A 23,714-nucleotide genomic window follows, 5' to 3' on the forward strand; every position below is an offset into this window, starting at 1 on the left:
AGTCTTTGTTTTTAAATATTTTTCCATAAAGATGCTTCTATCTACTCGGTCATATAACGACTGCGCTATTAATACTACATCTACAATCAATAAACAAATTTATTTTTATATTTGACTTCATGTTTCATGAGCAAATCGTCCTTTTAAATCAATACGCATATAAAACTTCAATATTCGCCTGCGCGGTGGGGTTATTCTGACGCTCCCCCTGGACTTCAACGCGATAAATGTAGGGGAAATGCTGTGGCGTCAGCACCGTCGACCCTTCTGCCACCCCAGAACCTTCTAATTGCAAACCGCTAACGTCTGAATTACCCACGGTAGTATCAACGATCTTGGAGTAGACCCTGAATGGGTTGCCATTGATTGCTTGCAATGTGAGGTTGAGGTCAGGGTTTTTAGTGGCAGATGGGCCGGCATCGCAGCCGCTTGGCCAATTAGCGGTAGCCTTGGTCAGTTTGCTTTGAAGACAATTTTGAGTAGTTGTGATCTGCAAGTTAACTCCAGCAAATCCGCTGGTAACGTCGTTAATCAAGGTGGCGCTGGAATAGCCGCGCATGATGAAGGGAAAAATATCTTTGGAGATGATTTCTGACCCACCATAGGAAGCATCCAAGGCGGTCTTATAGTGTTTCAACTGTCCAGAGACTCGTGTCCCCTGGGTGATCATGTACAGGAGCGCCATTACCATAGTCAACGAGATTAGCGTTAGCATCAAAGATGTAACCAATGCTATTCCTTTTTGAGATCGCAACAGCTTCATGGTACCCACCTCGTTACTGATTGGCTGGCAAATTTTTGGGATGGGCAATAACACGGTACACCTTCCATCGGTAGTTCTGCCATCCTGCCGCTGCAATATCGTACATTCCGGCAGTCGCGGGACGCGTTAAACTGGACTCGGCATTATCTCCAATTTGAATCGTTGAAGGACTAGTGTAGCCCGGATCGCGGCGTCCCTGCTGTGCCAGGATATAGACCTTGATGATCTTTAAGCTATTCCTGATATTAGGCGTGATGGTTGACGTGTTATTGGCGGCATTTGCCATGGCGGTCTGTACATCTGTGGAAGAACCAGTCCCGGTCACAGCACTGCCATCTGCATTGGAATAGGTATCGAGCATGCCGTCCCCGTTCATATCCCATCCGAGCACCACCTGCATATCGGCAACACAATCCATGATTGGGACATAGTTCAGTTTCCCACCAGACTGATTAACTGTCGTTTTGTAAAGAATGCCGGTATTAGGCGCACAGAAAGCTGGAATAGTTGTCGCGTCCTGGGGTCTGGCCACAAAATAGTCACTCCTATTAAAAGGCATGCGGGGTGCCCCCGCACCATCATCAAGGCCATAGACCGTGTAGACATCGGCGCTAAGCGAGACCAGATGGCTGAAGGCGGTATTACTAAAGGGATAATAGAAAGCATTTGGAAGGGTGCCAGGAACCACACTAATCGCTTGGCCTGCGGTACTGATCTGTCTGCGCAGCAACATCACCTTGTCATTAGTTGCAAAGTTTTCTGCATTGGAAACCCACCTGTTGGGATAAACGTCATTGGAGGTGTAGCGGAGATAGGTCCATTTCTGAGCGGTTCTGTTTCTGGCCACAGTTGTAGCCTTTATCGCAAGATAATCAGTCGAGGGCAATATGTCGAACAATGGTCCCGTATCACTAGTGTCGGTAACCGCAGCCAGATTATTGCCAGCTACCAGCGGCCGTGGAACGTTAGTGGCGGCATCATTGTAGGCATTGGCAGGGGCAGCTGCAGCTTCCGAGTAGTCGATCCCCATAGGCTCAGTGTAAAGGCCGTATCCAGCCTGCTGAAGGTCGTGGCGCAGTATCTCCAGACCGACTACTCCTTCGATGTTGCTCTCTTCGCTGCGAAACAGCTTCGATGTATGGCTTAAGATGGCATTGAACGAATTACCGGCAATGATAATGGCAATGATGAAAACGGTCATTGTCATCAGCAATTCTACCAGCGTAAAGCCTTTGTGGTTAATATTCATGGGGAGATGCCTTACTCAGTTGTTTTTAGTCAAGACTGTAGACGCGCCGTGATTATAGGCGGCACCCTTGTAGCGCCAGCGAACCTCGAAGTTAATCTGCTTCGAATTTTGCAAGGACGCACCGCTGCGCACCACGGAATAGTTTTTCAACGCTGTCAGCACATTTCTTCGCACCGGGTAAGCTTTTGTAGTTGTGGATGCGTTATCATAACCTTTGGCAATTTCTTTAGCCATCTCCTCATCCACCACAGCAACAGCTTCGTTGCGAATCTGGTTCTGCATATTGTGGCTATAGCTCAGATTAACCGCCTGCAGTAGTCCAAGCAGACCAACCATCAGGATGACAATCGACACGAGAAACTCAATCAGGGTGAAGCCTGATCTATTTGGCATTACAAGATCCATTTTCCATCTTCCCCATATTTGTTCTGACAGTATGAATGACAATGCAATCAAAGGCAGCACCACTGCTGACCGGATTAACACGAAGAGTGAGGTTAGAGCTGGAAGAATTTGTCCAGATCAAGAATCCCCGGCCATCAAACTCGAGGGAGTTATCTGAAATATCCCCGCCAGCCCCCCGTGACAGCTGATACGAAAAACTACGAGAGCTGATCACCGTGCCTGCCGCAGAATTCTCATTATCAGAACTGTAGCGCTTGAATACATAGCTGTTAGGTTGAAACGTAATCCTATGGCGCGTTTTCCTGAAGATCGATTCAGTACGTGCCGTGTTGATGTCGGTGAACAACTCCCGCGTCTGCTTTTCAATCTGAGTCTTGCGCTGCCAGTCAAAAAAATTAAGAGAAACGATCCCTAAAAGAATTCCGATAATAGCGATCACTACTATCAATTCGGTCAGAGCAAAACCACCCTTGGTTATGACATTCTTCAACGTCGTCACTATTTTTCCCTCACATGCAGAACCTTCTTGACAGGGGGCGGATTGGTTATCAATGACAAGCCCTGGGCAGTGGGAGGCACCCCTGAAATTGGGGTAGAGAGACGTCGACCGTCAAGGCGCTGGTTGCCAGAATTCCTGAAAGCGGTAGCAAGTGAAAGCTCGGCAAAGGCGCCAGTCGATACCTGCATCAGCGCTTTGCCCTGCATGGCGTTGGCAGGGGGCAGGCCACCAGTAGCATAATTCACCGCCCAAATCAGAGAATCTCCTCCAAATTTACAAATATCGGCACTCGGTTTAAATGTTGTAAAGAATACAGCTCCGGATGGAGAAGCCACCGGATCGGTAATGACACGTTCAGCCAGGCTGCTGCTGTTTGACTGGTCAAGATTAATCACCCAGCCCCCCATGGTTTCCGGCAGACTGGCTGCAGGGGCTGTCGTTGCATCACCAGACTGATTGCACAAGGCTGTACTGCTTCCAGTACAGGTAGTCGTGACCGTTGAGGTCGCCGCATCAGAGCAACTGTGATCAATATCGTTACTGGTGCCTCCGGCAACCGGTGTTTGCATTGTACGGTTGTACGTCGAGTAACAGGGTTCCTTTATGCCGTACAGTTTCTGTTGTGAAGTGCTCACCGAATCATCACCCTTGAAGAAGAACCTTCCGGTACCGAAATATAGCCAGAGCGTGTTCTTTCTGCGATCCTGCAACTTTGTAACGGATGAAGTAACTGGACCGATATTGTTAATAACGGTGCTCCAGCTCCATTTTTTGGTGGCAACAGCGCTGTCCGGATCATCGCTTTCACGGGTAAGGATGCGGATTACTCCACCTTTGGACCATGTGTTCGGGGTCACCGTGGTATCTTTTTGAACATACCCTACGTAAATAGCGTCATCACCATAGTAGCCGGTCGAGCCCGCATTGGAGCGGTCGGTATCGACCCAGCTGGTTGCAAGAGAGCTGGCAAAAGCATTGGCGATACCGGTATCAATGGTTCTCACCAAGGCTCCACTGGCAAGATCCACGATAAAAATTTTCAGGGTTTGATCCGATTGCCCCTTGAACTCATGCAGGGTCGTATCGATCGGTCCGGTCGGTCCTGATCCAAAAACGGCAAACCATTTGCCGTTTTTGCTATGGTTCGGGGTTCCTAAAGCATCTTTTTTTGTAATCCGTACAATTGCAGGACCAGTTGTGGAGTAGCCCAATGAGCCGGGGGAATTGGAATTTCCATAGAATTCCCACAAAAATTTCGGTGTTACCGGATCAGTCACATCAAGGGCAAAATACGAAGAAAAACCAGTACCTGCAACAGGGGTTTTAACACAGTTTGCCGGTGCCGTGCAGGAATCGGTAGTGGGTTTTACGGCACCGCCGATACCCATGCCGCCGATAAGGATTGTTTTCCAGGTACAGGGCTGGGTAGCATCGTTTGCATTACATTGCTTGGTACAGTCAGAATAATCGCTGGTACAGCCTGCGGGCACGCCCACACTGGCATCCACAACAGTTGAGGTTCGGTCGATATAATAAAGATGGTTATATGCCGGATCTGCAAGATATTTCAGATACGGGAGAGCCTGAGTCGGGATATAGGCCCACTCTTCACGGCCGAGTTTGTCAGGTAAAGTTGCCAAAACGCCAGCCTCATTATTGATTTGAGCCTTGTCGAACCTGGTGGTCAGCTCCTTAAGCGTTCCCAGCTTGAAGGCGTGCAACATACCGTCATTTGCCCCGACAAACACCATGCCGCGGTTTTTATAGGTAGGGGTATTGATAAAACTATTGTAAGTGGTGTCGTTGTAGCCGTTGGGAGGAGTGAGACTGTACCCATTAAGTTTAACATTTGAAACCAATTTAGGCGTTGAAGAGACAATGTCTCCCAACTTCCACTCACGCGTGCATCCCTGGGCATCGTTCAATCCGCAACCTAGGATAGTAACCTTGCGATCACGGTATTTTGTGCCGTCAGCATCGTCTGCCTGGTTACTGCCGTGAATGTAATTGATTAATTTAGTGGCTTTTGCTTCAAAGGTAGCATTGCTGGCCACACCATCACCTGTCTGAGTCAGCACCTGGAAGCTGGGCCATGACGGCAGGTAGCCATCCGCATTGGCAACGCTGAATTTCTGAATGGCTTGGGGAGTGGAATGAAATCCTGTATAAATAGTGCGTGGATCAGTGGCCAGATTCCTGTTCCAGAGCAAACGTCCTGCTTTCCAAAGGCTATTGACCTCATCCGGAGATACGGTGTCCACAGGGGTATCGGGATTATCAGCGGCACCATCTCCATTGCTGTCGAGAAAGCGCTTGACCTGCGTCTTATTCTGGTTGCTGTCAAAATAGAATTGCGCCACCATGTCAGTTTTAAGATTCAGCGTGTTGTTTTGATTTGTATCTTCACGAATGGAGGTTTTCTGCAGTGCTGGATCCAGGTAGTACCAAAGGTTTTGAATCTCACCAATCCATTTGGCTTCAGTCTGACTATCAAAAGGTTTGAGTGGATAGAACACTGCCTGTATCAAGTTAGCACCACTCCCCTCACTATTATTAAGAATAGAAGCAGCTGTACCTGAAGAAACCCGAGAAAGGATGTCGGTGAAGGCCTTCTCCAGCTGAGATTCCAACCTGAGGGGGTTTGTAACCAGATAGTAGTTATCCGGATTACATTTTGAGGTATCCGACTCTGTACAGTTTTTGGCCCATTCTTCTTTTAAATCTGGAACATTATTTCCATTTTTGTCCTGAAACCCCCCCCACTTCGCCGCATACCAGAGAGGATCCTTCAATGTCCCGGAGCTGCCGCCTGTTACTGTAAAGGTGTGAGACCAGTTGAAAGGAAGATTAGAAACTGTTGCTGGTGTATCTGTCCCGGCAACGACCGACTTGTCACGCACGACAAGATAGCTGCCATCTTCACTTGTGCCGGAGACGATGAAACCCAACACCTGGTCTATTCCGCCAGCCGCATAGTCAGACACGACTTTGATTTCTACTTGATTAGAATCCATATCGGTACCGCAGGTTCCATACCCGGCATCCTTGGCAGCCTGAGTACAGACTTCATACCATCCAACTGCATCCATGTCATAATCAGCCCCCTGCTCCGCATCAGCATAATTAATTCGGAAGTTCAAATAAATTGGATCACCTGAAGAATTGTACTTAATGGAGTGGGTGAAAACTTTCACTATTTCATCTGTTGGACAGTATGCATCAGTCACGCCTGCCTTGGGAGTCATTGTCAAAGTTTTAAAAGTGCCGTCGGAGAAATTGGACGTGGCGAGATTCATCTTATCTGCGCAACTTGCCTTCATGCTTACCGCGCCGCTAACAGATTTACCCAGAGGGACAATGCGGAGCGTATTTGCACCAGCCTTAATTGTCCAGTTGCCAACCAGTGATGCCATACCGACTGCAAAAGTTTGAGAGTTGGGAATGTTGGTATTAATCCCGCTGGTGGTATCCTTTTTAATTTCGGCATTCATAAAACTGTGGCCATAGTATGCCAGTGCGGCCGAATAAAAGCTTCCCTTACGAGTCGGCATTTCCGGGCAAAGTCCCCGCAGAAGACTCATACCTGATGCTGTTTTAGGCGTACAGACAAAATCGTAGGTCGTTCCATTGTCTCCAATAAAAAAGTTGTTGTTTGTAACCGACTCTGTGGCGGCAATATCGTCTAGAAGTTTACTTAAGTATTTTTTTCCTCCAATTGTTTGGTCAAGACCAAGTACCGGGTGTACGGAGGTATCCTCCGTCGTAGCAGAACCGGTCACCCCCGGCAATTGATCGGCATCAAAACTGGGAAAAACATCACTGAGTAGGAGGACGAAAGGTTTTGCGCAGGATGGGAAGATATCATAAGGGCCTTTAAAGACGGTGCTGCCATCTTTGTATCCCCAGTATGACGGATGAGGCAGGTTCAAGCCTCCATCGGTTTGGTTCTGTGGATAATCAAAGGCTGTAGTTGGTGTCCCCTTGCCAGCATAATAACGAAAGGTTTCGTAAAGCATCTCAGCCAGGGGATTGCCCCAGACGCTGCATTTACCATCAACAATTGATTGATTCTGTGCCACACAGTTAGCGTAATTTGTAGTTGCATCGGTATAACCAACAATCTGCAATTTATCCAAAGTCTCAAGCATATTAGAAGGGATGTTCTGTGATGTTTTAAAGAAACCATTGGCGCTATCTACTTCATCCGAAATACTGAGAATGTTTTTCCGCAGCACGCCCCCCTGCAAGTTGTGAGCATAGCTGCCGCTGATCAGACCGAAATACATCTGAGACTTATCGACGCACATGCCTAGATCGAGTCCTCCATTATTGGAAGCTCGGCAGTCAGAGTCACTGCTGCATGTTTTTGCCAATGTTTTTGAACAGACCTTGGTTCCATCTGAATCACCATACTTTTGCAACAAGCCGATCGGTTTTTTAGTTGCGGAATTACCAGTGCCATATGTCTTGCAGTTCGGTTCCAGGCCAATGGTCGGATTGCAAACCTCTATATTGACATTGTAGTCGGTCGGAGTGACCGCTGTTCCGGTCCCCAAGGTATCACCGCATTGAACAACTTCACGCGAAATCCAGTCCCAGATTCTTTCGGTTCTGTTGGGCAGCAACCTTAACAGTGGTGCACCGTACGAATTGTTGCCAGTAACAGATTTGTTACAGAACAGGTGGAATCCAGGCAATACACCCTTAGTTGGCACACCGGTGGTGATAAAGTCGCTGGTCTTCATGGTACAGTTGGCACTGGTATCGGGAATCACGGGAGATCTGAGCTCGAGAGAGTTTTGGCCTGCTGGTGCGGCACCAAAAACAGTCCAGGTGGCGTCTCCCGGGCGCTTATACCAGACCTTGGCTCCGGAATTGCCACCAAAGTTCGTCACACGAACAATCAGATTATGATAGCCGGATGCGCCCAGGTTGATAGTGCCTACCTGTGATGCAACACATGCTGTGGTGGGTGCAGTGGCACAGGATGAATGACCTGTAGTGCCGGCCACGCTGTAGTAACTGGCTACCGGTGTACCATCAATGTAAAGTTCCGCACCATCATCGCTGTCCAGAAAGAATGTCCAGGTGCCGGTGTAATCGTATTTGGGGTTCCCTGACGACTTCTTCTTAACGTTGAATTCAGCCTCAGCGATGAAACTGTTGCTTGAGCCATGATTTTGACTGGGAATAAGATCGTTATTGGCGACAGTAGTATCGTCAACACCAAAGTCATTAATATAATAATATTTAACGAAATTAGCCGGTACAAACGAATCTAGAATATTTTGATGAGAAGCCCCTATCTCTACATCTTGAGTTGCACCGGCAGCGTGATTGTAAGTAGCTACTAGAATTTTACCATTAGCAGAAGAGCAGGTACTACCTGGAGAACAGTCAATAGTTGCTGTGTACGCACATGTATTTGCAGCTGGTGGGGCAGCAATGCCTATCAACTGCTGCGATTTATCAACGCAACTATAAGTGCTGTCACAATCATTGGAAGTAGAGCACATGTTAGTATAAGTAGTACCGTTATTGCAGAGTCGGCCGGTAAATTCCTTGCCAAAGCTATGGGCATCCTGAGGAATATAAACGCGTTGCAGTGTGGTTTTATTTGTAGCATCTGGATTAACTCGCTGCCCGCCATAGAGAACTTTCTTGAGAACATCCATGCGAGACATGGTCAACCAATTGAGGACGTTACCGCTCCACTTACCTGCACTGCAAAATCTGTCATAGGTGGCTTTACCTGCTGCGTCAGTGCCGGTGGCAGTGGAGTAATTTGAAGGATTAAACTCATTTGCAGTTGTTGAATAGGTGTAACACTTGTTCGGGTCGAAATATCCGTAATACTCAATGCTGTGCTTGTAAGTTGTCTCTATTTTGCCATCGGCATCCAAATCAAAGGAATCGCTGTAGGCCTCAGTAAACAATCGATGCTCTTTATCCATAACGAACATAAGCAAAGGCGGAACTACCTGAGCAACAAATGGGGGCTGAATACAGTAATCATTTGAAGTTGCTGACTGGGCAAAAGAAGAGAGGGTCAAAATGGTAGAAGTAATCATGGCAATGACAAGCATAGTCTTGATAAATCGTTTCTGATAACTATTCATGGTCATCACCTCGTCAAAATGATTTCAAAAACTGAATGCCCATTCAAGCGCAAATTTACATTTTTGCCAGGGTAAACTTCCGATAAACTGGCAGGTACTTTTGGATACATTGCAGGGTAGTTGGTGGCACGAAAGACTTGGGGCTTAGCTACTACAGGAAAGGATTGGTTGTTAACAGTGATAGTTTTAATGTGACCTTGTAATTTTTCACCAAGATAAATTGGCCAATCATCAACTTTAGTCACTTGGCCGTAAATATCATAAAGTGAATCACTCGCCTGTGCAGTGGACACCAGCAAAGTGCTTGTCAAAATCAACATAGCGATCCATTTCATGATTTTCCCCTTTTTTACTGCGTCATTCCAGTTTTGCTCTACTTACCTTCCAGCATCTTCTTCAAACTCTCCGCATCACGCCCGCCAACCATGATCGAACCATCAGGCAGCACCAGGGTTGGGGTGCCATTAATCCCATTGGCGTTACCAAACTTAATGATCTCGTTGATCGCATCTTTGCTTGAATCCTTGCCAGGCTTAGGCAACTCTTTACCTTCAAATGCCTTGTCCAAAAGCTCCAGGCTGTTCTTCTCAACAACGACACGCGCCTTGTCAAAGGCTGCCGGATGCATTGGCAGAGGGAAGAGCATTACGTGGATAGCCACATCCGGCGCAATTTTTTCCAGCTTTTTAAGTTCTGTGTGGAATTGGCGGCAATAGGGGCAATCGGGATCGGTGAATACAAATAGTTTCTTGCTTCCTTTGGGATTACCCATAACTACTGCGTTTGAAGCTGGAATTTTGCTGACATCCACTTTAGGCGGTTTCTGTGCATCGGCAAGCTCTTGCTGATGGGAAGCTACTGATTGAAATTCCGGCAGTTTCACCATTACACCCTGCACGACATGCTTTTTGGAGTAATCCATTAAAAGCAGGCCCGGTTTCCCTTCCTTTTCAACCAGGATCTCAAAGAAGCCGTTGGCAGGTGATGGTTTAACCGATTTAACAACAACACCTACCTTCTTCAGTAAATCAGATGCCTCCGGCACCGTCAATTTGTGGCAGGAGGTGCAATCTCCACTGCAGCCCTCTTTAGCCTCTGAAATAGAGGGGAGCATGAATGTAACGGCAGCAAGAAGCAACAACGATGAGAGTTTGAGCATGGGAGTTCCTTTCACGTGGTTTATTGGTCAAGCAATATCAGTGCCTGCTGATGGCGCAGAGCCAGATGGTTGAAATCATTGCATTATGGGATATCGGCTTAAGCCAGCTCTGCATTTTTTTCATAGCAGACGAGCAATTGCTGTCACAATGTTCATGAGCTTGGCTACTCAATGCCGTATTCTTTGAGCTTGTAGAGCAGTGATCGATGGCTGATTTCCAGGATTTTTGCCGCATGGGTGCGATTGCCGGAGGTCTTGGCCATGGCACGGCGAATAAGGTCCCGTTCGATTGCACTTTCAGCCTTCTTAATGGAGAGGTTGTCATCGGATAGCGGTGCAACCCGCCGACTGGTGCCACCTTTGATTGCAGGTGGCAGACACTCTGCAGTGATAGCTCCATCACAGAGTATCATTGCCCGCTCGAGAACATTATGAAGTTCGCGTATGTTACCCGGCCAGGCATAGGAGAGGAGGTGGCGCATGGCATCGGCTCCAATCCGGGCCGCGGTACGCCCCTTCCCTGCCTGACATGTCATCAGAAAATGATCGGCAAGCAGAGGGATATCGTCGAGCCGCTCACGGAGTGGAGGCAACTGAATGGTAAAAACGTTTAAACGAAAATAAAGATCTTCTCTAAAGCGCCCAACATGTGCATCTGCTTCAAGATCCCGTGAAGTTGCAGAGATGAGTCTTACATTTATCTTGCGTGACAGGGTTGTTCCAACAGGGCGGATTTCCTCCTCCTGTAGTACGCGAAGCAGCTTGACCTGCAATGAAAGTGGCATCTCTCCGATCTCATCGAGAAACAATGTGCCACCGTCAGCCTGTTCAAAGAGCCCGACCTTGTCTGTGGAAGCATCGGTAAAAGCTCCGCGCTTATGTCCGAATAATTCGCTTTCCAGCAGTGTTTCAGGAATAGCGCCACAATTAACGGCAACAAAAGGTTGAACAGAGCGGTGACTGTTCTGATGAATGGCTCGCGCAACCAGTTCTTTACCAGTTCCGGAGTCGCCTTGGATCAAGATGCTTGTCTTAAGATCAGCAACTTTCTTGATCTGAGAAAAAATATCCTGCATAAGCGGATTGCGACTGATGATGCCTGAGAAACCATTTCTCCCTGCTATCACCTCGCGCAGCTGATGATTTTCAGATTTAAGCCGCTCGCGCTCTTCTGCTTTTTTAAGCACCATGACGATTTCATCTTTTTTAAAAGGCTTTGAAATAAAATCGTAGGCGCCCATTTTCATGCACTCTACGGCTGTGTCAACCGTGCCATAGGCAGACATCATGATAATCGTAGATGCGGGGCGAGCTTCCAGTACCTTGGCCAGAAAAGTTTTGCCATCCATTACCGGCATGCGGATATCACAGAGAACGAAGTCATAGACCTTGCTACCTGCACGTAGCAGACCTTCGGCACCATCCGCTGCGACATCGGTCTGATATCCCTGACTGGAGAGCATGACTGACAACATATGCCTCAAGCTCTCTTCATCCTCAATGATCAGAATCTGGAGGTTGTTACCCATCCGGTATTCCCCTTCTTTCTACTGATGCTACGCATTTTTACCCGATCACCAGCAAGAATGGAAGCCGCAAAAAAGGGTGACCCCGATAAGAGCCACCCTCTAGATACATATCTTTGCTTAAAATGGCACATTAAAACATGAAGCGTCGCATGCTGATATTCTGCAATATGCCGATACCAACCATTGAGGTAATCATGGAAGTACCACCATACGAGAAAAACGGCATGGGAACGCCAACAACCGGAAACATCCCGATCACCATCCCCATATTGATGACGATATGCCAGAAGAGCATAGCAGTCACACCCATGGCAAGCAGACTGCCAAATCGGTCATTGCAGCGGCGTGCAATGTTCAACCCCCACAGCACCAACGAAAGATATATTACAATTAAAACCAGACAGCCCACGAATCCCCATTCTTCCGCAAACACAGAAAATGCAAAGTCGGTATGCTGCTCGGGCAGAAACCTTAGCTGCGTTTGAGTACCTTTGATAAAACCTTTACCTGCAAGGCCACCGGAACCGACCGCTATTTTACTCTGAATAATATGATAACCGCTTCCCAACCGCGATCTTTCGGGATTTATGAAATCAAGAACCCTGTTCTTCTGGTATGGGTGCAGAAAATAAGTCCACCCCACCCAGAACATGGGAATTGTAACCAGAACGAAAGAAACCACCGTTGACCACCGCAAGCCGACATAAAACATCATGGATATGGCAATAAGCGCCACCAATGTCGCTGTGCCGAGATCAGGCTGTTTCATGATCAATATCACCGGTACAGCAAGGATGCCCAAAGGCGGCAATACATCTTTAACACTCATGCCGCCAGCTGAGTGGTAGTTGTTAAAGAAACGCGCAAAGGTAATAATGATGACCAGTTTCATCAACTCTGAAGGCTGGACGTTGAACAGGCCCAGGTTCAGCCAGCGGGTGGCACCCATTGAGCGCCGCCCGAAGATAAGGACAGCCACAAGTAAAACCAGTATGAATCCATACATCCAGAAGGAGAAGTCTTCAAGCAGGTGATAATCAATCGTACACAGCACCAGGGCGATCCCTATGCCAAAGGTCATCCAATAGATCTGTTTGATATAAAAAGGAGAGCCAATTATTTTATAGGATGTGGTCGCACTATAAATGTTAAGGATGCCAAGCAGACAGATGGCAAGCACCAGACAAGCGAGCATCCAGTCGATATTTGTCAGTAACCGGCGATCAATCATTAGTTCCCTTTACCGTAACATCTTCCTTGGTTTGCTGACCATCTTCCTCTTCTTCGTCATCATCCGATTGTGGCATTGGGGTTTTCTGAGGAGGTTTCTTCGAATCCAGCCAGGCCTGGATAATTCGCCCGGCAATAGGTGCGGCCGCCGATCCACCATGCTCTCCATGTTCAACGACTACCGCTACGGCAATCTGGGGGTTATCATAGGGTGCAAAAGCCACAAACAGTGCATGATCCCTGTATTGGTAAGGAGTCCCCTGCTTGCTGTCCCGCAATTTCACAACCTGTGATGTGCCGGTCTTACCTGCAATTTTAATCTCTCCGACACGTGCCGCGCCACCAGTCCCTCCCGGCTCATTAACAACAGCATACAAGCCCTGCTTGATCAATTTGAACTTATCGGCACTGATACCTGTTGACCCCATTTTCTCCGGGGTAAAGGCCTTAATGGTTTTACCGTCGGCATCCACAATTCGCTTGACCAGCATCGGACGATAGATGGTGCCCTCGTTAGCGACCGTTGAAATCATCGAAGCTAGTTGAATGGGAGTCATCAGAACGTAGCCCTGGCCAATGGCAACCGGCATGGTTTCTCCATAGATCCACCGTTTGCCAAAGCGCTTCTGTTTCCATTCAGTCGTGGGTATCAGACCGGATTTTTCGTTTTTCAGACCAATGCCCAATGAAGCACCAAGCATGAATTTTTTAGCAGTTGCCGCGATATGATCCACTCCGACATTTCCACCCACTTGATAGTAAAAGACATCACATGATTCCCGCAGGGATTTTTTCAGATTTGTAGTTCCGTGCCCCTTCTTGTTCCAGCATTTGAAGGTGGAGGTTCCCACTTTGTAGGATCCGGTGCAGTTCACCGTTGTCCTATCATCGTCTATTTTGTGATTTTCCAGGCCTGCCAGCGCAGTAATAATTTTGAATGTCGATCCCGGTGGGTACTGTCCGGTAAGAGCCTTATTCTCGAGGGGACGACGTTTATCTTCAAGATATGATTTCCAAATATCCGGCGGCATCTTTCCGCTGAACAGGGAAGGATCGAAACCCGGATTACTGACAAAGGCCAAAATTTCCCCACTGTTTACATCCATCGCAACAGCGGCTCCAGCCTGTTCGCCAAAAGCCTTTTCAGCTTTCTTCTGGATAGTGGAGTCTATGGTAAGCACAACGCTGTTGCCGACAACAGGGTTGGATTCGGAGATTGTACGCAGAACGCGACCACGGGCATCTACTTCAAGTTGTCTGCCACCGTCACTGCCATGCAGCTCACTTTCGAAACTGCGTTCAATGCCGTTCTTGCCGACATAATCTCCAGGGTTGTAATCAGAAAAACCTTGGCTGTTGAGATCATCTTCGGATACTTCGCTGATATACCCTAAAAGATGGGAGGCAATTATGCCTCCTTTATATTCCCGAACCGGCTTCATTTCTATGTCCACACCGGGCAACCGAAGGCGATTCTCTTCTATAATCTCCACCTGATCGCGGCTTATGTTAGAGGCCAGCACAATCGGGTAGTATTTTGCCCTTCCCATGGATTTGGCCCAGCGCTCGGCCAATTCGGCCCGATCCAGATCAAGCAGCGATGACAGCTGATCCAGCAATGCATCCTTGTCCTTAACCTCCTGAGGAATAACAGCCAAACTGAACGAAGGTTGGTTGCTGACCATAACCGTTCCGTTACGATCCATAATCGCCCCACGTGAAGCGGCAATCGGCACAAAACGAAGCCGGTTGTTTTCAGACATATTGCGATAATCTTCGGCGCTCAAGATTTGGAGATGCCAGAGTCGCACAAGGAGGACGAAGAAAATCACAGCGACCACAAAAGAAAGCAGGATTGTCCTTTGCTTCATCTCCGCTATCTCGCGAACGAAACGCTTCTGCCTCATGCTACTTCCACCTCTCGACTGAAACTAGGCAGAAGGGTGAGCAGCGAGGCGGCAAATGCATTGACCAATAAATGGGGAAGTAAACCTATGAGCATGGAAAAAAAGATGCCAGGAACGTTGGCAAAAAGGAACAGCAGCAGGAAATTTCCGGCAACGCAACCGACAGTTGCCGCAGTGACAGTTACTACAAACAGAAAACTACTCTCCGCATAAAGCCTGTCAGCAATGCTTTTTATGAACAGGAAAATGATCAGGAAAGTAAAAGCATTCAAGCCGAGATAGAGTCCGCTGAACACATCTTTGAGCAGTCCCAGCAGCCATGCCAGAGGAGTGCCACTTTCATATGATCCGCGCAATGCCAGGAACACCATGATAACCAGAAGAAGATCGGGCTTGAAAAACGTGGTCACATGGACCGGCAGCACTGACGCTTGTAGAATAACGGCTGCAACAATGGATACGACGAGAAGCAGCATTCCCCGCCTGCTCATACTCCTCCTCGCAGTACGACAAACACCTCTTCAAGATGTGAAATATTAACCGCAGGGCGAATCGTCACCGTCTGAAAAATCCCGAATTCCCCTCGTTTGACCATGGTCACTTCACCGATGGGAGTCCCTTTTAGGAAAACTCCGCCAATACCAGAGGCAACGACCTGATCTCCAATTTTAACATCCTCCTCACGAGTGGTGAATTCAAGAGTACAAAGCCCCTCCCCTTTGCCTTTCACAACTCCCCTGGCCCTGGAGCGCTGTATTGTGGCAGCAATGCCGCTGGCATGATCGGTCAGAAGCAGCACACGGGATACGTCGACCGAAACTTTTACGATCTGTCCGACAACGCCATCAGCCCCGATTACAGCCATACCTTCTCGAATTCCACTGGAGCTCCCCCGATTAATAACCAGAGTGCGGAACCATGAGGAAAAATCTTCACCGACTACCGAGGCAGAGAGAGTCGGTTCCTTGACGGACTCCTTCATTTCAAGCAGACGCGACAGGCGTTGATTTTCTTGCAACGCCTCATTATCGGCAATGATCCGTGTATTCAATTCCTTGATCATCCCGCGCAGTTTCTGATTCTCCTTGTGAACGCCAACAAGATTGATGTACCCATCCCAGACGTTTTCAAAAAAATGGCTGATCACAGATGCCGGTTTAAGCACCGGACCAAAGATTGCTAATGCAGTCCTTTCGATTGCATTGGCTTCCCGGTTGTGAGGAATATTGAGCGAGTAGAAGACCAGCGCAAGAAAAATGCCTGTAGTAGTAAGCACAACAAGTGCATGTTTTTTAAAAAAATCCATGAAATATCTGGCGCCTGATTGCTTTCTCTTATTTTATTAACTGTACAAACATCAATAGCAACATCAGCGTGTAACCTTGTTCTAGGAACGTCCGCAGAGTTCAGCCTCGTTAAAAACTCGAGTGAGATAATCCCGATAAGATGATTTGGGTGTTTCTTCAATCACCTGCTGCATTCTGGCACAATCTATAAAGCCACGCCGCAGAGCGATTTCCTCAAGACAGGCAATTTTAAGACCTTGTCTGGATTCAATGGTTTCAATAAAGATACTGGCTTCCAAGAGGCTTTTGTGTGTACCGGTGTCCAGCCAGGCGATTCCTCTCCCCAAACGTTCAACAGTCAATTGACCCCGACGAAGGTATTCCAGATTGACGTCGGTGATTTCAAGTTCACCCCGTGTGGAGGGGGCCATATTCTTTGCAATCTGCACCACCTGGCTGTCGTACAGATATAAGCCAGGAACTGCATAGTGTGACTTTGGGTGCTGCGGCTTTTCTTCAATGCTCAGCACCTTTCCGGAAAGGTCGAAATCAACTACACCATAGCGTTCGGGATCATGAACCTGATAGCCAAAAATACGGGCGCCCCCATTGAATTCGGATAAGATTTTATCGAGATTCATTTTGCCGTAAAAGAGGTTATCTCCCAAAATAAGGGCAACAGCCTGGCCATCAATAAATTCTTCCCCGACAAGAAATGCCTGTGCAATTCCTTTTGGCTCCGGCTGAACCGCATAAGAAATGGAAACACCCCAGCGCGAACCATCACCGAGCAGTGACTGGAACCGGGGAGTGTCGTGGGGTGTAGATACCAGCAGAATATCCTGAACGCCGGCTGCCATCAACGTTGCCAGCGGATAGTAAATCATCGGCTTGTCGTAAACCGGTTGAAGCTGCTTACTGGCCACAAGCGTCAGGGGAAAAAGTCGGCTTCCAGCACCGCCGGCCAAGATGATGCCCTTCTTGATGCCATGAGTCATGTACCCTCCCTCTACTGCTGAAATAAATTCACATTGTTACACCCATGCCTGTTTTCTGTCAAACCTCTCAGTCATCGTAATAAAGAAACAGCAGCGGAATAAAGGTCATCATATATCTCAATACCGGCAGGAACATCAGCCTCTTCTGCCGCACCATAACCGGTTCTTACCAGTATTGGCCTACAACCTGCAGCTATTGCCGCCTCAACATCCGCGCGCTTATCACCTATCATTATGGATGACTGCAGATCGATATCCAGTTGCCGGGCTGCATCCCGGAGCATTCCCGGCAACGGTTTGCGACAGGCGCATGGCAGAGCGTAACTACCCTTTCCGGAGGGATGGTGGGGACAGTACATCCAGCAATCAATCTTTGCCCCGGCACCTTCAAGCTGGCTGGAAACATATCTATGCAGAATATCCACATCTTCTTCGGTGTAATATCCCCGTGCAACTCCGGACTGATTGGTGACTACAACTACCAGAAAACCTGCAGCGTTAAATATTTTAACTGCTTCAGGAACACCGGGAATAAATTCAAAATCTTCAATACGATAAAGATAATCCTTTTCCTGATTAATGGTGCCATCTCTATCAAGAAAGACCGCCCGCTGCATAGCTGGATTCCCCTTTGACATTCTGTTGTAAAACCACTAAAGGTTAAGAATATATCATTCCAAAAGAAAGCGGGCCACTACAATGATTAAAACGAATAACCTTAAAGTTTCTTCCATTACACCAATTATTGCTCCCGGTGATCTGCGTCAGGTATTCCCCTTGTCAGAAATAGACCGGCAATTTATCAGCGCCAGTCGGGAAGGAATCAAGAATATTCTGCAGCGCAGGGACAGCCGTTTAATGGTGGTGGTTGGTCCCTGCTCGATCCATGACCCAGAAGCTGCAATTGAATACGCAAAAAAAGTGGCAACACTTTCACATTTCGTCAAGGACCGGCTGCTCCTCATCATGCGAGTTTACTTCGAAAAGCCCCGTACAACCGTCGGTTGGAAGGGATTGATCAACGATCCTGACATGAACGGCACTCACCTGATTTCAAAAGGTCTTGGGATTGCCCGTGGACTGCTCAGCAGAATCACCAACCTGCGAGTTCCCGTAGCCAATGAGATGCTGGACCCGATCACTCCAGAATATGTGGCAGACATGATCAGCTGGGGCGCCATCGGCGCACGCACAACCGAATCCCAAACCCACCGCGAAATGTCCAGCGGGCTCTCATTTCCAGTTGGTTTCAAAAATGGTACAGACGGAAATCTGCAAATTGCAATAGATGCCATGAAAGCTGCCCGTCATCCACACAGCTTCCTCGGCATCAATCGTGAGGGACGCACCTCCATCATCCAGACCACTGGCAATCCTGATGTGCATATTGTTTTGAGAGGCGGTTCCGGCAAACCCAACTACCATGCCGAAGACATCCGCACGACAGAGGAAATGCTCAGGAATAATGACCTGTTTCCAACCATCATGGTGGATTGCAGTCACGGCAATTCCAGCAAGGATTATCAAAGACAGCCGGAAGTGCTCGAAAACGTTATTCAGCAGATCATCGATGGCAACAAATCGATTTCGGGTGTGATGATTGAAAGCTTTTTATCGGCAGGCAATCAAAAGGTTCCGGCTGACATAACCGAGCTGCAGTATGGTGTATCCATAACTGACGCCTGTATAGACTGGGCCACAACTGAAAAAATCCTGCTTGATGCCCATCATCGGCTAGGGCAGATGAAGTAAGCAGTTAGCCTTTCTGATTTATGCAGCTACTCATACACCAATTGCATGCCCCGTCCCAAATTGCTGAAAGCTTTACTCACAGATCCTTCTGTACCCTCAACTAAAAGATCGAGATAATTGATTTTCTTCTTGGGGGGCTGGATTACTTCCGGCTCCCCCTTAATTCCCGCCTGTCTGCCAGCCTCTTCTATCGCATCCTGCAAGGTTCCGAGACGGTCAACTAGTTTAAGTGCCTGGGCCTGCTCACCCGAAAGCACGCGACCGTCAGCAATCTTGCGAACTTCCTCCAGCGGTAGTTTCCTCCCAGAGGCGACAGCCTTGACAAACTGCTCGTGGGTGCTGCTGATAACAGACTCCAGCATGGCTCTGTCTTCCGAAGTCATCTGGCGCAATGGTGAACCGGCATCCTTAAATTTGCCGGTTTTCAGGGTCGACGATTTAATTCCGATCTTATCCATCAACTCTTCAATATTGGAAAGCTTGAGGATGACACCGATACTGGCTGTGATCGTGCCGGGATTAGCATAAATCAGAGTAGCTGGTGCTGAGATATAATACCCGCCTGAAGCAGCAAGACTACCCATGGAAACAATAATCTTTTTTTTTGCTGCAAACTTCCTTACCTCATCACTGATCTCCTGGGAGGGAGCAACAACACCACCAGGGGAGTCAACTCTCAGAACAACAGCTTTTACAGCGTCCTTCTTAAGGAAATATCTCAACTGCCTGACCGTTTCCCGTGAATCAATAATCATCCCCTTTACTTCCACTAAACCGACTCCCTTATCGGTGATCAGCTTTGTCTCTGTATCATTTCCTATGAGCGCTTTGCTGATCAGCAGCGACACCATGAAGAGGAACACCAGAAACATCAGGCAACCAGCAGTTATCATAATGACTTTCTTTGACATGATCTTCCGCCTAGCAGGAATTTATTTTTAATTAAATTTGCAATTCTGATATAATTTAAAAATGAAAATCATCGTCATGTCCGATACCCATGGCAATTATCCGCTTGCCTTACGAGCCTGCGAAATTGTTGAACCTTTCGATGCCGTTATTCACCTAGGTGACGGTGCAGATGACGTGCAAGTACTTGAACAAGTTATCTCCCAGCCTATTATCAGCATCGCAGGCAACTGTGATTCAGAATCCACCGCCCCACGAGAACTGTTATGGATTGGGGGCGGAAAACGTGTACTGCTGGCCCATGGCGATCGCTATGGAGTCAAAAGCAATCTGACGCGACTGGAACGACACGGCCTCCAACTACAGGCAGATGCAATCCTTTACGGCCATTCACATCTTGCCTCAATTGCAACATTGTCCGGCATGCTCTGCCTCAATCCCGGTACCCTCATGAAGTCCGACACTCCCACATCTTTTGCCATCCTGGAAATAGACTCGGAAGGAATACACGCCCGCTTGATGGCTATCGATTAAATACCATCGGAAGCACCAACCAAAAGAGGGCGGGGTATCAAACCCGCCCTCTTTTGTTGTATTAGACTATAACACTCAATTCAATCACTCACCATCCCGGTGGCTCGCCTCATGCCCTTTGTGCACGGCTTTTTCAAGTCTACGTCGACGCGGCCAAGTCAGAATAAAATCCGCCGGCCCTGAAAGAACATAACAAAGCATGATTGCAAAAGTCATTACCACTGGTTCTGCAGCAACAATAATCAACAAAACTATCGCCAACAAAAGAAAACCGAATGGCTGGCGCTTGATGAAAGCAGGATCTTTAAATGAATAATAACGGAAGTTTGAGACCATCAGAAAAGCGAGCAGATAAATCAGTGTAATAATCGCCAGCCTTTTAAACATAAAAGGATTCTGAATAAACTCCTGGGGCAGACGATTCAGGTGATGAAAAAGCAATACGGTAGCAGCAACCATACTGGCTGCGGCAGGAATTGGCAGTCCAACAAAACGTTTACTTTCGACTGTATTAACCTGCACATTGAAACGCGCTAGGCGCAATGCGCCACATGCTACAAACAGAAATGCAGCCAACCATCCTATCCGGCCAAAAGGCTTCAATGCCCAGGCATATACCATTAGCGCCGGGGTAACACCGAAAGCGACCAGATCTGCCAGGGAGTCATATTCCACGCCGAACTTACTGGTGGTGCCTGTCATGCGGGCTACTTTGCCATCAAGACCATCAAAAACAGCCGAAACGAAAATCCAGATAGCGGCTGCGCTGTAGTTGCCGTTCAGGGTGGATACCATGCTGTAAAATCCGGCGAACAGACTTCCAGTGGTCACCAGGTTTGGAAGAACGTAGATTCCGCGCTTAATGCTCTCAGCTTTCTCGACTGTCTCTTCCTGATTTTCATCATTGATAGTTGTCATACAATTCGTCCAAGCACTGTTTCACCGGCGACTGTTTTGTCACCAATCTTTACCAGTGGTGTTACTCCAACCGGAAGGTACACATCCACTCGGGAACCAAATCGAATCAGCCCGTAGCGCTCTCCACGGATGAGGCGATCACCGACTCGGGGATAACTGATGATTCTACGAGCTATTAGCCCGGCAATCTGAACAAAGGCTATACGCACCCCACTGTCCAAAGCAAGTATAATTCCATTACACTCATTTTCAAAGGATGCCTGGCCGTGGCGCGCATCATAGAACTTACCGCATTTATAGGTGGAGCCTTCCACAATGCCGCTGAAGGGAGCCCGGTTGACATGGGCATTGAAAACAGACATGAAGATGCTGATTTTGAGCGCCTCGCATCCGAGAGGAGTCTCGGACACCTTTTCCACGACAATCACCGTGCCATCCGCAGGAGCGACCACGGCGGCCTCATCCGCAGGAGGCCTTCGTTCCGGATTACGGAAGAAATAGAGCACGAAGCAGGCAGCCAGAAATGAAAGTGTGACCGGCACCCAAAGAATCAAAAAAGAGAACTTCCAGGCCAAAAATGCCAGAAGCAGCGTCAAACCGCACGAAAGTGCGATGAATGGATACCCTTCGCGTGCAAAGGGGGTTGATTTATTCATGCTACCTGCCTGAATGCGCAGACACCCCTTTCCCATGGGGGTAAAGGGGTGTCATTGAGCGCAGTATTGGTGTTAGTTTTTACTTTTGTCGACAATCTTCTGAATCCAAGGCATCATGCTCCTCAGGCGCTCTCCGACCTGCTCGATCGGATGGGCGGCATTGAGGCGACGACGCGCCGTCATCTCGGGATAATTGGATGAACCTTCCAGAATGAAACGTTTGGCGTATTCGCCGTTCTGGATGTTAGCCAGGCATTTCTTCATGGCCGCGCGACTTTGGTCGTTGATTACCTGCGGACCGGTAACGTACTCACCATACTCGGCATTGTTGGAGATGGAGTAGTTCATGTTGGCAATACCCCCCTCGTACATCAGGTCCACGATCAGCTTGAGCTCGTGCAGACATTCGAAGTAAGCCATCTCGGGAGCATAACCGGCTTCCACCAGGGTCTCGAAACCTGCTTTCACCAGTTCAACTGCGCCGCCACAGAGCACTGCCTGCTCACCAAACAGGTCCGTTTCCGTCTCGTCCTTGAAGGTAGTCTCGATAATGCCGGTACGGCCACCACCAATGGCACTCGCGTAGGCGAGAGCGAGATTACGGGCTTTGCCGGATGCGTCCTGAAAAATAGCGATGAGGTCGGGAATCCCGCCCCCTCTGACAAACTCGGAACGAACCGTATGACCAGGAGCCTTGGGGGCGATCATGATCACGTCGAGATCAGCACGCGGCACAATTTGGTTATAGTGAATGGCAAAACCATGGGCAAAGGCCAGGGTGGCGCCCTGTTTCAGCTTAGGTTCGATCTCGTCCCTGTAAAGGCGGGACTGGAACTCATCAGGAGTAAGAATCATCACCAGGTCTGCAGAGGCTACAGCATCAGCAACGCTTGCCACCTTGAGGCCGGCATTTTGCGCCTTGACGATGGAGGAAGATCCTTCGCGCAAGGCCACGGTCACATCAATTCCAGAATCCTTGAGGTTGCAGGCATGGGCGTGGCCCTGGGAACCATAACCGATGATGGCGACCTTCTTGCCTTTCAGTACCGCCAAATCACAATCTTTGTCATAATACACCTTCATACTGGCACATCCTCCACTCAAAAATATCCGGCAAACCGGTACATCTGTTTACTTTCACAAGGCAAAATGAGCATACAAATACTATAAAACAATGAATATTGTCAATCAAATAGCACCTTGGGTTCTATCGGATAGCAACACGCGATGTGGCAATTTCAAATAAAAAAAACCGCCCGGCGCATGCAACGGACGGCTCTTTACAAGCTTGTTACACTCCTTTACCCTTTCCACCCCTTGGCCCCGCGACCTATGGCAACAGCCCCGGTCCGGACCAGCTCTTTGAGCCCCAAGGGGCGTAGCAGATCAAGGATACCGTCTATCTTAACAGGACTGCCGGTGGCTTCGATGGTATAGGATCTTGGGGTAACATCAATTATTTTGGCTCGAAAAATATCTACTATACGAAGGACTTCTGCCCTGCTTTCGTCCTCCGCGGAAACTTTTATCAAAGCCATTTCCCTCTCGATACCGCTGCCATCGGTGAAATCAATAACCTTTATGATATCAATAAGCTTATTGAGCTGCTTGGTAATCTGTTCAAGAATATTTTCATCTCCACGGGTAACAATGGTCATGCGAGACATGCCCTCATCATTTGTGGGAGCAACTGTCAACGAATCGATATTAAAGCCTCGCCCTGAAAACAGAGCAGAGACGCGGGAAAGAACGCCGAATTCGTTTTCAACAAGCACGGAAATAGTATGCTGCATGGATAAAG

At 48.2% G+C, this 23,714-nt stretch carries 21 protein-coding genes; 2 read left to right on the forward strand and 19 right to left on the reverse strand.

Translation table 11 applies throughout. The annotated features are described in order from the left end of the window. Positions 1-148 precede the first annotated feature (148 nt). The 14 genes from KJB30_RS01515 to gmhB form a co-directional block, all read right to left on the reverse strand. Positions 149-763, reverse strand: a complete 615-nt coding sequence (locus KJB30_RS01515; protein ID WP_214296154.1) for a hypothetical protein — start codon at positions 761-763, stop codon at positions 149-151. 13 nt (positions 764-776) lie between these two features. Next, the gene (locus KJB30_RS01520; RefSeq protein ID WP_214296244.1) at positions 777-2,012 is read right to left on the reverse strand and encodes a PilW family protein; all 1,236 of its coding nucleotides are present in this window, start codon (positions 2,010-2,012) and stop codon (positions 777-779) included. A 15-nt stretch (positions 2,013-2,027) separates the two neighbouring features. Next, positions 2,028-2,405 carry a prepilin-type N-terminal cleavage/methylation domain-containing protein gene (locus tag KJB30_RS01525; RefSeq protein WP_246545410.1) on the reverse strand — a complete coding sequence of 126 codons (378 nt, stop codon included), beginning with the start codon at positions 2,403-2,405 and terminating at the stop codon, positions 2,028-2,030. Next, positions 2,395-2,916 (reverse strand): GspH/FimT family pseudopilin, encoded by a 522-nt coding sequence (locus KJB30_RS01530; protein WP_214296156.1) that lies wholly within the window; start codon positions 2,914-2,916, stop codon positions 2,395-2,397. Before KJB30_RS01530 ends, KJB30_RS01525 begins: the two co-directional genes overlap by 11 nt. After that, on the reverse strand, positions 2,916-9,035 hold the full coding sequence (locus KJB30_RS01535) for a PilC/PilY family type IV pilus protein (RefSeq protein ID WP_214296157.1): 6,120 nt from the start codon (positions 9,033-9,035) through the stop codon (positions 2,916-2,918). Before KJB30_RS01535 ends, KJB30_RS01530 begins: the two co-directional genes overlap by 1 nt. A gap of 5 nt (positions 9,036-9,040) precedes the next feature. Further along, positions 9,041-9,370, reverse strand: a complete 330-nt coding sequence (locus KJB30_RS01540; RefSeq protein ID WP_214296158.1) for a hypothetical protein — start codon at positions 9,368-9,370, stop codon at positions 9,041-9,043. 38 nt (positions 9,371-9,408) lie between these two features. After that, positions 9,409-10,194, reverse strand: coding sequence for a DsbC family protein (locus tag KJB30_RS01545; RefSeq protein ID WP_214296159.1), 786 nt, complete (start codon positions 10,192-10,194; stop codon positions 9,409-9,411). Positions 10,195-10,358: 164 nt separating this feature from the next. Further along, entirely contained in the window at positions 10,359-11,723 is a 1,365-nt protein-coding gene (locus tag KJB30_RS01550) for a sigma-54-dependent transcriptional regulator (protein ID WP_214296160.1), read from the reverse strand. Positions 11,724-11,853: 130 nt separating this feature from the next. Further along, positions 11,854-12,954: a rod shape-determining protein RodA gene (gene rodA, locus KJB30_RS01555; protein ID WP_214296161.1), complete on the reverse strand. Its 1,101-nt coding sequence runs from the start codon at positions 12,952-12,954 to the stop codon at positions 11,854-11,856. Next, complete coding sequence (gene mrdA, locus KJB30_RS01560; protein WP_214296162.1) at positions 12,947-14,860, reverse strand: penicillin-binding protein 2; 1,914 nt, start codon at positions 14,858-14,860, stop codon at positions 12,947-12,949. The genes rodA and mrdA overlap by 8 nt, the downstream gene beginning before the upstream one ends. Further along, positions 14,857-15,351: a rod shape-determining protein MreD gene (mreD, locus tag KJB30_RS01565; protein ID WP_214296163.1), complete on the reverse strand. Its 495-nt coding sequence runs from the start codon at positions 15,349-15,351 to the stop codon at positions 14,857-14,859. Before mreD ends, mrdA begins: the two co-directional genes overlap by 4 nt. After that, a complete protein-coding gene (mreC, locus tag KJB30_RS01570) occupies positions 15,348-16,166 on the reverse strand; it encodes a rod shape-determining protein MreC (RefSeq protein ID WP_214296164.1) in 819 nt (272 codons plus the stop codon). Before mreC ends, mreD begins: the two co-directional genes overlap by 4 nt. Positions 16,167-16,247: 81 nt before the next feature. Further along, the gene (gene rfbA / locus KJB30_RS01575; protein WP_214296165.1) at positions 16,248-17,144 is read right to left on the reverse strand and encodes a glucose-1-phosphate thymidylyltransferase RfbA; all 897 of its coding nucleotides are present in this window, start codon (positions 17,142-17,144) and stop codon (positions 16,248-16,250) included. A gap of 71 nt (positions 17,145-17,215) precedes the next feature. Further along, positions 17,216-17,761 carry a D-glycero-beta-D-manno-heptose 1,7-bisphosphate 7-phosphatase gene (gene gmhB, locus KJB30_RS01580; RefSeq protein WP_246545411.1) on the reverse strand — a complete coding sequence of 182 codons (546 nt, stop codon included), beginning with the start codon at positions 17,759-17,761 and terminating at the stop codon, positions 17,216-17,218. A gap of 82 nt (positions 17,762-17,843) precedes the next feature. Here gmhB and KJB30_RS01585 point away from each other — a divergent pair, with 82 nt between their 5' ends. Next, the gene (locus KJB30_RS01585) at positions 17,844-18,896 is read left to right on the forward strand and encodes a 3-deoxy-7-phosphoheptulonate synthase (RefSeq protein ID WP_214296167.1); all 1,053 of its coding nucleotides are present in this window, start codon (positions 17,844-17,846) and stop codon (positions 18,894-18,896) included. Between the two features lie 26 nt (positions 18,897-18,922). On the opposite strand, the gene sppA is transcribed toward KJB30_RS01585, so the two are convergent. Beyond that, positions 18,923-19,807 carry a signal peptide peptidase SppA gene (gene sppA / locus KJB30_RS01590; protein ID WP_214296168.1) on the reverse strand — a complete coding sequence of 295 codons (885 nt, stop codon included), beginning with the start codon at positions 19,805-19,807 and terminating at the stop codon, positions 18,923-18,925. 61 nt (positions 19,808-19,868) lie between these two features. Here sppA and KJB30_RS01595 point away from each other — a divergent pair, with 61 nt between their 5' ends. Then, positions 19,869-20,339, forward strand: coding sequence for a metallophosphoesterase family protein (locus KJB30_RS01595; RefSeq protein ID WP_214296169.1), 471 nt, complete (start codon positions 19,869-19,871; stop codon positions 20,337-20,339). 84 nt (positions 20,340-20,423) lie between these two features. On the opposite strand, the gene pssA is transcribed toward KJB30_RS01595, so the two are convergent. From pssA to ilvN, 4 genes are all read right to left on the reverse strand, one after another. After that, a complete protein-coding gene (gene pssA, locus KJB30_RS01600; protein ID WP_214296170.1) occupies positions 20,424-21,257 on the reverse strand; it encodes a CDP-diacylglycerol--serine O-phosphatidyltransferase in 834 nt (277 codons plus the stop codon). Next, entirely contained in the window at positions 21,254-21,913 is a 660-nt protein-coding gene (locus KJB30_RS01605) for a phosphatidylserine decarboxylase family protein (RefSeq protein WP_214296171.1), read from the reverse strand. The genes pssA and KJB30_RS01605 overlap by 4 nt, the downstream gene beginning before the upstream one ends. Positions 21,914-21,985: 72 nt before the next feature. Further along, positions 21,986-22,996, reverse strand: a complete 1,011-nt coding sequence (gene ilvC, locus KJB30_RS01610) for a ketol-acid reductoisomerase (RefSeq protein WP_214296172.1) — start codon at positions 22,994-22,996, stop codon at positions 21,986-21,988. A 218-nt stretch (positions 22,997-23,214) separates the two neighbouring features. After that, positions 23,215-23,706: an acetolactate synthase small subunit gene (gene ilvN, locus KJB30_RS01615; protein ID WP_214296173.1), complete on the reverse strand. Its 492-nt coding sequence runs from the start codon at positions 23,704-23,706 to the stop codon at positions 23,215-23,217. Positions 23,707-23,714: the final 8 nt, after the last annotated feature.

The organism is Pelotalea chapellei, assembly GCF_018531195.1.
Taxonomy (GTDB): domain Bacteria; phylum Desulfobacterota; class Desulfuromonadia; order Geobacterales; family Pseudopelobacteraceae; genus Pelotalea; species Pelotalea chapellei.

What these genes read in the sequence shown, in the direction of transcription:
- KJB30_RS01515 (WP_214296154.1), bottom strand. Translation starts at nt 763, where the DNA reads ATGAAGCTGTTGCGATCTCAAAAAGGAATAGCATTGGTTACATCTTTG.
- KJB30_RS01520 (WP_214296244.1), bottom strand. Translation starts at nt 2,012, where the DNA reads ATGAATATTAACCACAAAGGCTTTACGCTGGTAGAATTGCTGATGACA.
- KJB30_RS01525 (WP_246545410.1), bottom strand. Translation starts at nt 2,405, where the DNA reads ATGCCAAATAGATCAGGCTTCACCCTGATTGAGTTTCTCGTGTCGATT.
- KJB30_RS01535 (WP_214296157.1), bottom strand. Translation starts at nt 9,035, where the DNA reads ATGAATAGTTATCAGAAACGATTTATCAAGACTATGCTTGTCATTGCC.
- KJB30_RS01540 (WP_214296158.1), bottom strand. Translation starts at nt 9,370, where the DNA reads ATGAAATGGATCGCTATGTTGATTTTGACAAGCACTTTGCTGGTGTCC.
- KJB30_RS01545 (WP_214296159.1), bottom strand. Translation starts at nt 10,194, where the DNA reads ATGCTCAAACTCTCATCGTTGTTGCTTCTTGCTGCCGTTACATTCATG.
- KJB30_RS01550 (WP_214296160.1), bottom strand. Translation starts at nt 11,723, where the DNA reads ATGGGTAACAACCTCCAGATTCTGATCATTGAGGATGAAGAGAGCTTG.
- rodA (WP_214296161.1), bottom strand. Translation starts at nt 12,954, where the DNA reads ATGATTGATCGCCGGTTACTGACAAATATCGACTGGATGCTCGCTTGT.
- mrdA (WP_214296162.1), bottom strand. Translation starts at nt 14,860, where the DNA reads ATGAGGCAGAAGCGTTTCGTTCGCGAGATAGCGGAGATGAAGCAAAGG.
- mreD (WP_214296163.1), bottom strand. Translation starts at nt 15,351, where the DNA reads ATGAGCAGGCGGGGAATGCTGCTTCTCGTCGTATCCATTGTTGCAGCC.
- mreC (WP_214296164.1), bottom strand. Translation starts at nt 16,166, where the DNA reads ATGGATTTTTTTAAAAAACATGCACTTGTTGTGCTTACTACTACAGGC.
- rfbA (WP_214296165.1), bottom strand. Translation starts at nt 17,144, where the DNA reads ATGACTCATGGCATCAAGAAGGGCATCATCTTGGCCGGCGGTGCTGGA.
- gmhB (WP_246545411.1), bottom strand. Translation starts at nt 17,761, where the DNA reads ATGCAGCGGGCGGTCTTTCTTGATAGAGATGGCACCATTAATCAGGAA.
- KJB30_RS01585 (WP_214296167.1), top strand. Translation starts at nt 17,844, where the DNA reads ATGATTAAAACGAATAACCTTAAAGTTTCTTCCATTACACCAATTATT.
- sppA (WP_214296168.1), bottom strand. Translation starts at nt 19,807, where the DNA reads ATGTCAAAGAAAGTCATTATGATAACTGCTGGTTGCCTGATGTTTCTG.
- KJB30_RS01595 (WP_214296169.1), top strand. Translation starts at nt 19,869, where the DNA reads ATGAAAATCATCGTCATGTCCGATACCCATGGCAATTATCCGCTTGCC.
- pssA (WP_214296170.1), bottom strand. Translation starts at nt 21,257, where the DNA reads ATGACAACTATCAATGATGAAAATCAGGAAGAGACAGTCGAGAAAGCT.
- KJB30_RS01605 (WP_214296171.1), bottom strand. Translation starts at nt 21,913, where the DNA reads ATGAATAAATCAACCCCCTTTGCACGCGAAGGGTATCCATTCATCGCA.
- ilvC (WP_214296172.1), bottom strand. Translation starts at nt 22,996, where the DNA reads ATGAAGGTGTATTATGACAAAGATTGTGATTTGGCGGTACTGAAAGGC.
- ilvN (WP_214296173.1), bottom strand. Translation starts at nt 23,706, where the DNA reads ATGCAGCATACTATTTCCGTGCTTGTTGAAAACGAATTCGGCGTTCTT.